At 53.2% G+C, this 15,467-nt stretch carries 5 protein-coding genes and 2 pseudogenes; 4 read left to right on the top strand and 3 right to left on the bottom strand.

Translation table 11 applies throughout. The features are described 5' to 3' along the window. Positions 1-45: 45 nt before the first annotated feature. The 4 genes and pseudogenes from A5320_RS19555 (at position 46) to istB (ending at position 6,307) form a co-directional block, all read left to right on the top strand. Positions 46-1,851: an ABC transporter ATP-binding protein gene (locus A5320_RS19555; RefSeq protein WP_068069222.1), complete on the top strand. Its 1,806-nt coding sequence runs from the start codon at positions 46-48 to the stop codon at positions 1,849-1,851. Positions 1,852-1,912: 61 nt separating this feature from the next. After that, positions 1,913-3,508 carry an MBL fold metallo-hydrolase gene (locus A5320_RS19550; protein WP_068069219.1) on the top strand — a complete coding sequence of 532 codons (1,596 nt, stop codon included), beginning with the start codon at positions 1,913-1,915 and terminating at the stop codon, positions 3,506-3,508. A gap of 480 nt (positions 3,509-3,988) precedes the next feature. Further along, positions 3,989-5,480, top strand: a pseudogene (gene istA / locus A5320_RS21815) (IS21 family transposase). A 70-nt stretch (positions 5,481-5,550) separates the two neighbouring features. Then, positions 5,551-6,307, top strand: a pseudogene (istB, locus tag A5320_RS19530) (IS21-like element helper ATPase IstB). 696 nt (positions 6,308-7,003) lie between these two features. Here istB and A5320_RS19525 read toward each other — a convergent pair. Genes A5320_RS19525 through A5320_RS19515 form a run of 3 tightly spaced genes read right to left on the bottom strand, consistent with a single transcriptional unit; the run spans position 7,004 to position 15,451 of the window. After that, positions 7,004-7,696 (bottom strand): hypothetical protein, encoded by a 693-nt coding sequence (locus tag A5320_RS19525; protein ID WP_157606120.1) that lies wholly within the window; start codon positions 7,694-7,696, stop codon positions 7,004-7,006. A gap of 2 nt (positions 7,697-7,698) precedes the next feature. Beyond that, positions 7,699-12,405, bottom strand: a complete 4,707-nt coding sequence (locus A5320_RS19520; RefSeq protein WP_082971923.1) for an efflux RND transporter permease subunit — start codon at positions 12,403-12,405, stop codon at positions 7,699-7,701. Further along, complete coding sequence (locus tag A5320_RS19515) at positions 12,392-15,451, bottom strand: efflux RND transporter permease subunit (protein ID WP_068069205.1); 3,060 nt, start codon at positions 15,449-15,451, stop codon at positions 12,392-12,394. The genes A5320_RS19520 and A5320_RS19515 overlap by 14 nt, the downstream gene beginning before the upstream one ends. Positions 15,452-15,467 lie beyond the last annotated feature (16 nt).

Below are 15,467 nucleotides of genomic sequence, written 5' to 3'. Positions count from 1 at the left end.
TCGGACGGCTTATCGTGCTGCAGGATGGCGGCAGTTGAGGGAACGATGAACAATCACAGCAAGATACCCAAGCAGGCTGCAGCCGACAATGAACTGCGTAAAAATGCGTTCAAAGCCATCAGTAGCCTCAGGCCTTATGTCAGCCGCTACAAGCAGGCTATTGCAATGATTATGCTGACAGGCATGGCGGCCACAGCGTTGTCGGTATCCATTGGCTTTGCCATTAAATATTTCGTCAACCGTTTCCCAGACGACCCGCTTGCAGGCGCCGAGTTTTTAAACGATTTGCTGCTGTACTTTATTGGCTTCATTTTGGTGATGGCATTGTTCAATGCCGTCTGTGGCTATTTGTTTGAAAGAGTCGCCTCCCAAATCACCGAGCAGATCCGCAACGATGCTTTCAACAATATCATCCGCTACGACGTGTCCTACATCGAGCGCAACAGCAGTGGGGAAATTCAAACCCGGCTGGTTGCAGACACCAATGCAGTCAGCCGCTTTCTGACCATGCAGGGCCCCTTGCTGCTCAATGCCGGTTTGTCATTGATTGGCGGTATCATCGGCGCAGTGATCATCAATGCCGGGCTGACCTTGGTGGTACTGCTGGGCACGGCGTTGATTTATCTTCCTTACATGCTGATTTCAAAAAAACTCAGGCAGATGGGGCATCAGCTGCAATCGACCATCTCCGAAATCGGTCGTTATGCCGGTGAAGCACTGCGCAATATCAAAGTGATCAAAGCCTATAATAAGGAAAACCACGAACAGGCTACTTTCAGCCAACGTACGGCCAGAACCACAGACATTTCTATTCGCATCAAAGTATTGCAATTGATCATGACAACTCTGGTCGGCTCCACCGCTTATATAGGGTCGGGCTTTTTATTCTGGCACGTTGCCGGACAAATTTACGACGGCACCACAACTTTGGGCGCCCTGCTCGCATTCGCTTATTTTGCCCGGCTGATTCTGACATCGGCTCAGCAGTACATGCAGGTTTATGCCTCGGTTCATATCGTGGTCGGCAAAGCCACCAAACTGATCGAATTCCTGAAAAAGGAAACGCATGCCTGGCCGAGCCGGGTCAAAGATTTCGCCCCGCAAGGTGCCATCGAATTCAGCAATGTCCATTTCAGCTACCCGCTCAGACCTGACGTCCCGGTGCTAAAGGGAATTAACCTCAGAATTCCGGCAGAAAGTCATGTAGCGATTGTCGGCGCTTCCGGTGCCGGTAAATCGACTTTGTTCGATTTATTACTACGCCTCTACCGCCTGAAAGAAGGCAGGATCCTGCTCGACGGTATCGATATCAAAGATCTCAGCGAAACTCAGTTGCGCAGTCGGATAGCTTACGTGCCACAAAAAGAAAGTCTGTTCAGCGGTACCGTTTATGACAACATCAGCTACGGCATGGAGCAGGCCGACCTACAGTTGGTTAAGGCTGCCGCGAAAATGGCGCATGCTGACGATTTCATCGAGCAATTGCCACAACAATACAATACCGACTTGGGCGAAATTGCCGGTCGCCTGTCAGGCGGTCAACGGCAAAGACTGGCGTTAGCCCGCGCGCTGCTGCGCAACCCGCAAATATTGCTGCTGGACGAAGCCAACAGCTCACTTGACAACGAAAGCGACCAATATGTCACCGACGCTATCAACCATTGGGCACGGCAGTATAACCGTACTGTGGTGACTATCGCCCATCGTCTCAGCACGACGCGGCATGCCGATTTTATTATCGTCATGAACCAGGGCATGGTGATAGCTCAGGGCAGTCATGAAGAACTGATGGCCGGTTCCGACGACTACCGCCGCATCCAGGAACCCATGGCATACCCGGCGACCGCGTAGCGGCACGGCACGGCACGGCACGGCACGGCACGGCACGGCAGAATTACAAAGGAAAACACCAATGAGCGAAAAGCTGTTTTATCTGAAGGAAGATGCTTATTTCGAGCCTCTGTTCAATCAATGGTATGCCTGGTCTTATTTGCTGCCGCCAGTGACCGGCGCCCGCTACATCGTCAATACCCATAAGCGTATTATGATGTCGTTTGTTAACAATTACGAACTGCATATCAGCGCGGCCAAGGAAGCGGTCGTCACCGGAGGGGAATTTCTTAACTGCAGTGCAGAACAGGTTGAAGACATTCAGCGCCTGCTAACCAAAATAGATACCGATTGCGCCGAGCTTGTGCAGTTGTCCAAAGCCATCAACCAACTGGACGAGCTACTTGCCCAGCACACCAGCGGTCAGACTATAGAAGCTTTGTACGCACAGGTTCCCTCTGAGCTGAGCGGTTATGTCGAGCTCTGCATGGACTTGCAGCACCGCCCTTCCTACCGACTGATCGAACCTTTGTTATATAAGAGCCGGTTTTACAGACCACAGCTGCAGAGCTTGTCCTTCGGCCTGATTTCACGGGTACATGATAGACCTTTTGTACTCAGCACACCGCGGCTGCCGGATGAAAACCATCTGCAAATCGGCATTGACTACAACAACGCTTTTGTAGATCAGTTATGCCGGGCCCGGGAAATCCCGCTTAAAGAAGCAGAAATCCAGGCACTATTTCACGGCCTGAATACTCAAGGTGGGCTCGACTACCGGGAACTGTTCAGCGACACCGCGCCTGCTGTCCCATACCAGCCGGTCAACACAGGTGTTCGTTTGCAATACACCGGCCATGCCGGCTTTCTGATCGAAAGCCAGCACGTGGCAATATTGATAGATCCGGTCATCGCCAGCCGCGGTCCGCAGTACGCCGGCGACACATTCAGCTTCAGCGAATTGCCGCCAAAAATCGATTATATCCTGCTAACTCATAATCACCAGGACCATGTCAATCTTGAGACGCTGCTCCAGTTGCGTTATAAAACAGGCAAGATAATTGTACCGAAAAACAATGGTGGTACCTTAGCCGACCCTTCCATCCGGTTGTTATTAAAGCAACTGCAATTTGATGTCATCGAAGTCGATGAGCTGGATGAGATTCCGCTGCCCGCAGGCAAGATCACCAGTATCCCTTTTCTCGGCGAGCATGGCGACCTGAATGTCCGCAGCAAAACGGCCTGGCTTATCGAGCTGGCAGGTAAAAAGTGTTTTTTCGGCGCTGATTCCGCCAACCCGGATATCAATTTATACCGCCACATGGCCGATGTGCTGGCTGATATCGACATCTATGCTATCGGCATGGAATGTGTCGGGGCTCCCTATACTTGGCTCTATGGAGCGTTACATTCCAAAATGGTCCCTAAGGCAATCAAAGACTCGCGTCGCCTTGACGGTTCAGACTGCCAGCAGGCATTTTGCGTCGTCGCGATACTGAAGCCTAAAGCTGTCTGCATCTATGCGCTGGGCCTCGAACCCTGGTTCAAGTACTTTATGGGATTGGAATACGAGGAAAACTCCAAGCAGTTGTTGGAGTCGAACAGAATGATTGAAGTGTGCCGCGAAATCGGCATCCCGGCCGAACGTATGAATGGCCGCCGAATTTTTCAGCTCTGACTTCTTCCAGCTGTTTGCTGGAGTCAATAATATCAACTGCTGCAATAAGCTGTCAGTGGCGAGTCTTCCGACGACCCGCTGACAGCATCTTGGCTCACTCAGCAATACATCATCCCCGACCAGCTAACCACCGAAAAGTCGACGACAGTTGTGTGCCGAAATTGGCGTTGCCGGCGCTGTGCTGCACTTGCGCTTGCAGTATATTCCAGACGGAGGCGCTATTTTCAACCAATTTGAACCAACAATCGTCGTTTGGTTGCCAGATGGGACTTATTTGCGTATTTTCACGCATGGCGATCACCCAATAACATTCATGCCGATCACGTAATAACATCAACGCTAATCGCTCAATAACATCGCAAGCCGATCACTTTTACCTTGGGATGGTAAACCCTGATCGGCATGGATGTTATTGCGTGACATTATCTCCCCGCTTCGTTAAACGCGCACTTTCTGCTCATTCAATCCTGAGGAAAGTGCATGTCTGCGAGGCCAATTACTGTGAGAAAACTCAAAGAAGTTCTTCGCCTGAAATACCAGGCAAAAATGACACACCGGCAGATCGCGCTTAGCCTGAATGTCTCCGCCAGTACCGTGTCCTATTATACCATCGGGCTGCCCAGCTTGGGATCCAGACCTGGCCGCTGAGCGAACTCTGGACGGATGACACACTGGAGCGCTCTTTCCTCAATACCCAACCCATGTATAAAAAGCAGCATAAACCTATCCCAAACTGGGCTGTAGTTCATCAAAATCTGAAACAACCTGGCCACAAAGGCGTGACGCTGGTGCTGTTGTGGCAGGAATATGCGCAGCGCACTGGCACCGATCATTACAGCTATAACTACTTCTGCCGTCTGTAAAAAGAGTGGGCCAGCGTATTGCAGCCTTCAATGCGGCAAACGTATAACGTCGGTGAAAAACTCTTTATCGATTATTGCGGCCAAACGATGCAGATCGTCGACCCGCATACCGGTAAAATTCTCTACAAGGCACAGGTGTTTGTGGCAGTGCTGGGCGTTTCCAATTTCACCTTCGCTGAAGCAACCCGCACCCAGCAGCTGGAAGATTGGGTGATGAGCCACGAGCACGCCTTCGAATTTTTTGGCGGAGTGCCGCAGTTAGTGGTGCCGGGTTGTTTAAAAAGCGCCGTCAGTGTGGCACGCAACACCGATCCTGACGTGAACCCGACTTAACAAATGCTGGCAGTTCACTTCGGCACGTCGATCGCGCAAACCCAAGGACAAGTCTAAAGCTGAAGTCTGTGTGCTAATTGTCACAAGCTGGATCTTAGCCGTGCTGCGCCATGAAGTGTTCCACAGTCTGACGCAACTGAATCAACGGATTAGCGGGTTGCTGGTACGGCTGCACCAAAAACCCTTGCAGAAAATCCCGGGCAGCCGTGCGTCGTCGTTCGCTCAATTAGACGTACCAGCACTAAAACCGTTGCCGGCTCAACCTTATTAGTACACCTTCGTCAAACAAGTATTGGTCGGCAAGGATTAACACGTTGATATAGAAAAACATTACCTTACACCTTGCAGGACAAGCGAATTGAAGCCCATGTGAACGCGCATACAGTGGTGTTTTATCACGGCAGTAAGCTGTGGCTGAGCACAATCGTAGCTAGCGTAAAGGTCAGCACAGTAGCGAGCCTGCAGATATACCAGCCAATCATCAGATCATGTTGGAATGGTCACCAGAGCGTTTGCTGAGCTGGGCATCTTCAATCGGTCCATACACCAGCCATTGGGTGCATGAATTTATTCGCCAGCCCGATCATCCGGCGCAAGCGGTCAGGCCATGTCTGGCGATGTTAGGCCAAGCAAAAACTTATGGCAAAGAGTGGTTGGAAGCCGCCTGTTTACGTGGCTATCTGACCGGCGCCAACAGATTGCATAACATCCGCACCATGCTCAAAAACGGTCTTGAACGCCAATCCATCAGCCAAACCAAACACGATCCGTTGTAGTCCATCAGCCACGACAACGTCCATGGCGAAGGATACTTCCATTAAACATAACCAACACAAGGAGATACAGATGCAATTACGCGTTGATGACCAACTAAGCCAGCTGCATTTAAACGGCATGAAACAAGCGCTGACCCAACAACAAGAACAAGAAACTCTCTATCAGAGATATGAGCTTCGAAGAGCGGCTGCAGTTACTGCTGAGCCATGAATTGGTGACGCGGGAACAAAGAAAAATCCACAGGTTAGAGAAGCAAGCCCGATTCAGGCTAGCCGGTCAGGTGGAGCAAATGGATTACCGCGCGAGTCGTGGTTTTACCAAAGCGCAGATCCGGCAATTACTGGAAGGACACTGGTAAAGCCATCAGCAGAACCTGCTGTTAACAGGTGCCGCAGGGTGTGGCAAAAGTTATCTAGCCTGTGCGCTTGGCCGTTATTTTATCCGCCAAGACATGGCGGTGCGGTATTACCGGCTCAAAACGCTGCTGAAGGAAATGCGACTGGCGCTAGCCGACGGCAGCTATCCAAAACTGCTGGAGCAGCTCAATCAGGTCGCGATCTTAACCCTGAACGACTGGTGCATGGAAATGCTGGATGCCGGTGAGCGCAGTAACCTGCTCGAAATCATCGACCCCCGGAACGGCAGAGTGTCGACGATGGTCGAGAGCCAACTGCCAGTAGACAAATGGTACCGCATAATCGGTAAAGCAACCTTCGCAGAAGTGATCTTAGATCGACTGATCAACAGAGCAGTGAGGGTGACCCTAACGGGTGAATCGATGCGAAAACAAGGTGCAAACTTGACGCATGCCGATCAGGCAGAGTAAAAGAAAGACGTTGTGAGCGCGGGAAGAAAATTAGTGATCGGCATGATGTTATTAGCCTCTCATTAGCGGTTATCGCCGGGCTAGTGGCCAACGGCCCGATAACTCAACAGCTATCGGCTCGCTCATCGGGTTGCAGCTTGGCCGTGATAATGGCTGCGCTGCGGCTCTCCGTGCACGCGAGCCATAATGTATGCGCGTTCACCTTTGTCACCGCCAAACACTGCATCTCCTTGCGCGCGAGGCATAGTGGCTTCACGACGACCGGTCTTCAAGCAGATTGGTTAGGTGTGAATCAGTGCTCATGTAGGTGTGCAGCGGCTGGTCCGTCGTCGCTCCGGCTGTCGGCTGTAATAAAGGCAGCACCGGCTTGCCAATGCAAGTACCGCATCGAACTGTTGGCTGGCGGTGCCTGATGCTGTTGGCATCTCAATGATAATGCCGACATTCCATACAGATCTCGGCAACTATCCGATGTTGCTGCCGGCCTACAGTGCGGATCTAGTGCCGACCTGAAGCATGATGTTGTCGAACAAAATAATGCTAAATTCAAGCCTGTCACAACCCGCACAACACAGCATTAACAGACAAAATAATGCTAAAGCACAATGGCCTGCTTAGCAGGAATGATGTGAATTCAGCCCTATGCTCCGGCAATGCAGAATTATTTTGTCCGACGACACCTGAACGTCAGCCAACTTAGTTCAGCATGCGCTCTCTATTATTCGCCAGCAAATGCGCATGTTTGACGACACATAAGATCAACACCAGCAGCAGCAGATAGTTATGCAGCAGTTGTGCCTGCAGCTGAACTGCCCCCAACTGCTCCTGCTGCAACGGGTTGAACAGCGGCAACCATTTGCTACCAGTGTTATTCAGATTAACAATCAACACGGCCACACTGGCCATGCCTGCCAGCAACTCATTTTTGAACCAGGCACCAAACCACATCGACAAGCTCAGGTAAAACATCGCACTAAGCAAGGCTCCTGCCACTGCCATCAGTGGTATTTCAGTCAGAAACAACCAGTTGAAGGTGCATAACACCAATAGCGCTGCGCTCAGCAACAGAGCTATCGCAGTATATTTCGCCCACCATATGGTGCTGATCCCGATAGGAACCGTATAACCAACCTCAATAGTGCGTTTCTCCGCTTCGCTGGCAATCAGTCTGGCTCCGCAGCCGATAGCCAGACAATAAAGCGGTAGCCCGGTCAGATAGTTCTGCACGTCGGCACCGATAAAGGCCTGTTGCCGCCATCCGACCAAAAGCAGCAATACATTGCCCAACGGCCATAATAGCAGCACTGGCAGCACCAGCCAGAAGCGATTCCCCAGCTGCAACCGGAACGCCAACCGGATTAAGGTCAACCCATCAGCTACTCTAGACAAACTCAGCTCCTCGCATGTTGTTGACAGATCGCCAGATAACCATCTTCCAGCGTCGGCTCAGCAAGCTCAGCCGACGGATGAGGTTGGCTGTCGGCCATCACTCTGAGCTTCATCATATAATTCGGTTCAGGCTGACTGACAATCACATGATGCTGACGTTCAAAGGCATGTGCCTGCACTTGCGGCAATCTGAGCTGCCAGACCCTGCCTTGCGCCATTACCATCAATTCGACCGGTTTGCCGTCAAACAGCAACCGACCGTTTTTGATCACCAGAACACGATCACAGGCTACGGCAACGTCTTCAACCACATGAGTCGAAAACAACACAACCCTGTCCTTAGCTAACTTAGCCAACAAATTCCTAAAACGGATCCGCTCACGCGGGTCCAGTCCGGCGGTAGGTTCATCCACCAGAATGACCGGAGGATGATTCAATAGCGTCCGGGCCACAGCCACCCGCTGACGCATCCCACCGGAATAAGAGGCGATGCAGTCATGCTGCTTGTCTGCCAGCCCAACCTCATCAAGCAGTTCCTCTACTCTGGCACTGCGCTGCGCTCTATTGCCAATGCCATATAAAATAGCAAAGTACTCCAGATACTCCCGTGCAGTCAGATGACCTGGCAAACCGAATTCCTGCGGCAAGAAACCGACCAGTTGAGCAATAGCCTGACCCAGCGTACGCTTCTCGTAATGCGCGTAATAGATAGTGCCGCAGGTGCTGCCAAGCACTGTCGACAGCAGCCGGAACAACGTCGTTTTTCCTGCCCCATTCGGCCCAAGCACACCGGTCATTCCCGGCCTGATGGTGACACTCAGCGCATACAAAGCGGTAAAGGAACGGTCTGACAAGCCGAATGAAAACAGCACCATACAGCTGCCGCGCCACTGACGGCGGACGGCATTGACAAGACCTGCGCCGGGATCCCGCGGCAGTTCTCCCCGCGCGCAAAGCCGGGCCGTTCTTCTGCCCGACTGCAGCAGCAAGACCATCAGCGCTGCAGCGGCCAGCAAAACCTGGCTGGCGTTACCGTAGAACCACAACATGCTGAGCACCAGCCAGGGCATCACCACCCACAGTCGCTTGGCAAATAGCCCCTGATCTTTGGTCGTATCACCCCGATACAAACACCATAAAGATCGACACAGCAGCAGTAACCGGCAACTCAGTATTCCACTGAGCATCGCACAACAAACATGCCAGAACGCAGTCTGCAAACTGATAGTCAACCACCAGGCACCAGCAACTAACGGTGCGGCGACCATCATTCGTTGTTTCAGTTCAGCAACACTGGCACGACCACTTCGAGCGGCCTGCAACTGATGTTTATGCCAGGCTTTGGCAAAGGGTCCCGGCATATTGTAAGTTTTGCTCAGATAGCGTGTTTCAACTGTCATGGAACCAGTTGCCGGCGGCGTCAAGCCTGGTTGGCCGTGCAGCGCCAGGCAGCCATAACATAGCAGCGCAAATAAAGCGCAAAACAAAGCTGTACCCCAATAGACATCGGTGTAAAGCTGCCCTGCATATGGCAACAGCGCCCCACAAGCGGCCGCTAGCGCCACCGCCGCCAGTTTCCACCAGCCCAGCAAGCGCAGATTCGCTTCAAGCCTGCTAAGCAGCACATAACCGATGGGCAGCACCAGCAAAGTCAGCAGGGTCGAGACGGTCAGCCCGCCTATCACGATTGTGGCAAATGGCGGCCACAACTCCAGTTCATGCCCTTTTGACAGCGCCAACGGCCACAAGCCGGCGACTGTCGTACAAGTCGTCATCAGTACTGGCCTGACCCGCTCTACCGCCGCCGACATAGCTGCTTTACCGGCAGAATAATCGCTACTGCGCCTTTTCTGCTGCATTCTGTCGACAATCAAAATGGCAGGATTCACCGTTAAGCCGAGCAGTACTATCACGCCAAGGCCAGCCATCATATCCAGTCCCAGCCCATTGAGCACCAAAGCCCAGACAGCCCCCAGTATGGTCAGCGGCACCGCTATCAGGATCAACAGCGGCAGCATCAGCGATTCAAAAGCGATAGCCAGCAACGCATATAGCAACAGCACTGCCGGCAGCATTACCAATCTAAGCCAGTCCTGACTAGCGGCCGAACTAACTATTTCAATGGTATAACCCGGCGGCTGGTAGACCGCCTCAATGGCCTCGTCTATCTGCCGCTGCAAATCGAACCGCTCCGGACCAGACACAGGAGCATCATCATCCAACCGGTAAGCCAGCCGAACTTCACGACGGCCATTATAGTGACTGATGGTCTGCGGTGGGATATTACGTGCCGTCTGAACCAGGTCTCCCAACATAATCACGCCTCTGCCGGTATGCAACGGCAAATCTTCAATGCTCTGTGTCACATCACTGAGCGGCTTCTCCTGCCGTCTGATCACCAATGGCACTTCCGAATCGTCCGGCAACAGAAACGCGTGCGGCAGACGCACCCCTTCACGGCCAAGCCCAAATAGCGTCGCATACACATCCGCCGACAGCAGCCTGTATGCCGACATGGCTCTGTGATCTGCAACCACATGCAATTCAGCTACGGCATTCCCCTGTAGCAGGTTAACCGAACCCACAAAAGGGATGGCCGCCAACCGTTCTTTCAGCTGCTTGGCCATCAGGTTCAACTGCTGCATATCGCGGCCGGCAATGCCAATTTGCAACGATTGATCCGTCAGGCTTTCACTATTCTCATCGTTAGTCGAAAGCGTGCTGAGCGGCCTGATCTGAACATTGCCCAACTGCTCAACCACCGCATTGATGGCTCTGTGTACCCGGCTAGCATTCATTTCTGGCGGACGCTTTTCCGCCGGCAGCAGATTGATAGTTAATGAGCCCTGCAATTCATCATGATTGCTTTCCACCGTGCTGATGCCTTCAAGATTCAGTACTGCAAACTCCAATTGTTCAAACACTCTGCTGGCCGCTTCCAGCGAGCCGCCGGTATTCAACTCCACTTCAACCCGCAGTTGTTGCTGCTCTTGCTGCTGTTGCGACATCGTCTGAACCAACACCCAGGGCAAGGCAATAACTAGTGTCAGCAACAAACTAACGATAACCCCGGCTAGCAAGGCGGCAGGCTGGCGCATCGCATTTTTTAGCAACCCGCAAAACAGCTCCCTGACGACATTGCCAGACGCCGCATCAGCCGAATGCAATCTCTGCACCGTCGCCCGCTGCAATTCCTTGCGCGTCAACGGCGCCACAAAACGATAAGTCAGCAATGGTACCAGGCCGATGGCAACCAACAGCGAAGCCAGCAACGGATATAAAATGGCCGGCACTATATTGCTAAACAGATTCGTCGCCAGTACGGGCATATCTTTGATATACAACAGCGGCAGAAACACCACCGCATTGGTGGCACTGGCGGTCAGAATCGCACGCAAGGTGCGGCGCCCCCCCAAAATCGTCGCCTGCTCGGGTGCAGTCCCCCGTTCCAGGCTTCTCTGCACCGCTTCATAAACGACAATGCTGTTATCGACCAGCATACCGACACCGATCACCAGACCGAACAAAGTGATAATATTCAAACTGTAGCCGCCCAAATACAACATGGCGCCTGCAGCCAGCAAACTGACCGGCACCGCGCTGGCAACTACAGCGGCCGCTCGCAGGTCTCTGACAAACAGTGTCAACACCAGCAAAGCAATCAAGAAACCCGACAATGCCAAATGCTTCAGATAATAAAGCTGCTCCGCCACCTTCTCGGCAGCATCAAAACTGACATGGAAGCGAATGCCATAAGGTTGATATTCGGTCGACAAGGCCGCCAATCTGGCACGCAACATGGCTCCCAACTCAATCAGATTGCCATCCTGCTGTTGTAATATCATCAAAGATACAGCCTGAGCGCCATTGACTTTGGAGACGGTACGTCTCGGTTCATTACCGAGCGAAATGTCCGCCAGTTCACCGAGCCGCACCGGCAAATCCGGTCGAATCTGCAGCTCCGCTAACTTTTCGATAGTCTCGGGCCTGTGGTCTATCACCAGCAACAAACGTTGATCGAATACTTCCACACCACCCAGCAATTGTTGTCCGTCCGTCGCCTTTCTGAGCACTGTAGTTATTTCATTGACTGTGATGCCGTACTGAGCAGCCTTGTCATTATCGATACTGATGGTCAGTTCACGCCTAGCTCCACCGAAGACCAAAACGCGGCCGACGCCCGGTGTCGCTTCAAGATGTGGTCTGATACTGTTATCCACTAATTCCCGGATCACATTGATATCGTCACCGCCAATGACTTGAATGCTCAGCACAAAGCGGGACAATGCCGTAGAGTCCTGACTGGACACCCTGATTTGGCTGCCTTCCGGTTGCTCCCGCTGTAAAGATGCGGCCAGACGCCGCAGCTCCAGCTCGCGGACGCGGTAATTGCTGCCTGGCTCGAACTCGATATTAAAACTGCCTTCGCTGCCGTTGATTTGCGCCCAGGTCCTGACGACTCCAGCCAGTTGACTGGCTCTGGATTCCAACGGTTTGAGAATATCCCGCTCCACCACCTCCGGGTCAGCACCGGGACGGTAAAAGCGCACAAACAGCTGATCGCCAGACACTGCCGGAACCAACTCAACCGGGATTTTCAGCCAGGCATAAAACCCCACCATGACAATGGCCAGAAACAGCATCGCAGTCGCAACAGGACGCCGGATGCTCCATGCGGTCAGGGGCGTCCTTACATCAACCTGGCTCATGCGCCACCGCGGCTGGGGATTTGTAACGCAATCGCAATCGCTCAAGCAGCAACAGCAGGCAAGGTGTGACAGTCAAACAACCCAATGTCGAAGCCATTACGCCGCCGATAATAGTCCAGGCCAGCGGGCTGCGCAGCTGGGCGCCGGCGCCGCCATCCACCGCCAATGGCAGCATTGAGAAGACGGCCGTCAATGTGGTCATGATGATAGGTCTTAATCTGATGCGCACCGCTTTCGCCAAGATGGACCTGTAATCTCCCCCTTCGTCGCGCAAACTGTTGGTGGTCTGCACCAGTAAAATCGCATCATTGACCGCAACACCGATCAACACGACAAAACCAAGCATGGCCATTACACCAATAGGTTCGCCAACAGGCACCAGCACGATGGCAACACCGATCAACGCCAGTGGAATGGCCGGTAAAATTGCCAGTGGCGCCAGCACGGATTCAAAACAGCCAGCCAATACCATCAACACCAACAGTAATGCCAGCACTGCCGCCCAACTCAGCTCTGCAGTGGTTTCCAACCGCTGTTGCTCCTGGCCGGCCAATTTGGCCCGGATCCCGGCCGGTAATTCTGTTGTTGTCAGGATCTGCTGCAATTCGGCGCGAGCAGCCGGATTGGCATGCCCTGTCGCAACCAGAGCCCTGACCTCCGCAATACGGCTCTGATCCCGTCGCAATATTTCTCTGGCGCCGGGAGCCTCTGTTAATCTGGCGACATCACCGACAGTAAACAACCGACCCGATTCGCCGCTGATAGGGAAGTTCAGCAGACGCTCGGCATCAATATCGGGTAGCACCAACGTAATATCGCGAGTCTCATCGCCTGTGTGGTAGTTGGTCACTTTCAGGCCGTCCAGCGCCGCAGCAACGGCATCGCTGACTGTTTGAGCATCAATCCCCAGACTATCTGCAACCTGGCGGTTCAACTGCAAATGCAGTTCGCCAGGCGCCCCATCAAAAGATGTCTGCACATTCCAAAGCAGACTGGAACGCTGCATGCGCTGTTTCAGTTGCTGCGCCGCCAGCCGCAGCCCTTCCAGCGATTGACCCGCCAGCTCTACTCGCAAGCCGCCATTTTGTTCGCCAAAAGCTTCGGTCAGAAAACCGCCGGCCAGCAACCAGTCGATGTCAGTCCCATACAACTGTTCCAGCGCTGGCATCGCCGCAGCTATCAGTTCGTTTCGGCTTTGCTCACCTTCTTGTAGTTTGAAACGAATTTCAGCAGTATTTTCACCACGGTAATCTTCCCGGATGACCCGGTCATCCTGTTCGATATCACCGATCTCCGACATCACTGCGTCCAGCCTGCCTGCCGCCTGCGCCATAATGGCCTCGACACTGGCGACATTACCGACCGTGGATTCCAGACGTTGTCCCGGTGGGGCTGTCAATTTAACCGTGATCTGCCGGGGGTCCTGCGGCGGAAACAACTCGCTGCCCAGCCCCAGCAAAGCGAAGAAAGCCGCAATCGACAGCAAAGCCGCCGACAATAGCACTCTGCGCGGCTTGCCCAGTAAAGCATAAGTCCAGCGTTCGACCCGGTCGGCCCCCGGATCCAGCGGAATGCTCTGGTTGCGCATAAAGATTGCCGACAAAGCCGGCACCAACAGAATAGCCACCAGCAACGAAACCAATAACGAGACCACGACAGTCAGCGAAATGCCGGCAACCAGCCTTGATGCCAGTCCATCAATAAACAGAGCCGGTAGAAACACGATGCAGGTCGTCAGCGTGCTGGCAACTATTGCGTTACCGACAGCAGCGACACCATGATAGGCAGCCTGCTCAGGGCTGTCGCCGGCGCTACTGCAACGAAAAATACTTTCAATGACCACAATCGCATTGGCCACCAGCATACCGGCGCCAAGCGCCAGCCCGGCCAGCGTAATCAGGTTCAGACTGTAACCGGTAAGATCCATCACAAACACTGTGGCTAACAGAGATACCGGCACCACCAGACTGACAATGACGATAGGGCCGATGCTGCGTAGGAAAAACACCAACACCAGCACCGAAAGGACAATGCCGGTCAGTGCTGCCGATTTGACATCGCTGACGGCGTCCTCGATGAATGCCGCCTCGTCGGACACCACAGAAACTTCCAGACCCGGCATGCTTTGATTCAGCGTCGTCAGCGCCGCTTTTACCCGCTCAGCCACCTCGACCGTATTAGATTGCGCTTCCTTGTAGATGAACAATCCCAGCCCTTCGACACCATTGACCCTGACCAGCGAAGTAATATTGGCATCCTTGACGACAACGTCCGCAATATCACCGACATTGACGGCTCTGACATCAAGATTGTCCGATTCAACAAACTTCAGTACAACCTGTTCCACATCCTGCGGCGTGAAGAACCTTGACCGACCGCGCACCAGAAATACTTCGTTCTGCTGTTCCAGCGTGCCGGCATCGAAATCGATGTTATGTTCAGCTATTGCCTTACCTACCTGCGCCAGCGTAATGCCATAAGCACGCATTCTGCTGTGATCAAGCTGCACCTGCACCTGCTTGACGCGACCACCACTGACTCGAACCTCAGCAACCCCTGGCAGTTGTTCAAGATTTGGTGCCAACTGACGCTTTGCCAGCAAGCGCAATTCTGCCAAATCTGTCCCTTCAGGTGCTTTGAGCCCCAACGTAATCACCGGTAGCTGCAGTGAGTCAAAACGGCGGACTTTGATTTCGTCAACTTGCGGATCTGCCGCCAGCGAAGCAACAGCCCGATTGACGTCTACCAACGCCAAGTCAATATCGCTGTCCCAGCTAAACGAAGCCCGGCAGATCAATTTGCCGTTGCGGACCACCTGTTCAATCGACTGCAGGCCCGGTACCGTAAACAATTGCTGCTCGATCCGCTCGCCATACATCCGTTCCATCTGTTCCGCCGGCCGGTTGCCCGATTCCAGCGAAATCAGCACAGTCGGCATTTTCAAGTCCGGCAGCAGGTCGATAGTCAGTTGAGACCAAGAAAAATAGCCGACAACACTGATCACCAGAGCCAGCACTGACACAGCGACAGGGCGCATGGTGGCCATTCGGGCCAGTTCCTTG

Origin of the sequence: Rheinheimera sp. SA_1 (assembly GCF_001669775.1) — a bacterium.
Taxonomy (GTDB): Bacteria; Pseudomonadota; Gammaproteobacteria; order Enterobacterales; family Alteromonadaceae; genus Pararheinheimera.
The sequence above is the reverse complement of the archived record's forward strand: the minus strand, read 5'-3'. Positions and strand labels throughout refer to the sequence as shown.

Excerpts from the sequence above, each read along its gene's own strand:
- A5320_RS19555 (WP_068069222.1), top strand. The coding sequence starts at position 46 with ATGAACAATCACAGCAAGATACCCAAGCAGGCTGCAGCCGACAATGAA.
- A5320_RS19515 (WP_068069205.1), bottom strand. The coding sequence starts at position 15,451 with ATGGCCACCATGCGCCCTGTCGCTGTGTCAGTGCTGGCTCTGGTGATC.
- A5320_RS19550 (WP_068069219.1), top strand. The coding sequence starts at position 1,913 with ATGAGCGAAAAGCTGTTTTATCTGAAGGAAGATGCTTATTTCGAGCCT.
- A5320_RS19520 (WP_082971923.1), bottom strand. The coding sequence starts at position 12,405 with ATGAGCCAGGTTGATGTAAGGACGCCCCTGACCGCATGGAGCATCCGG.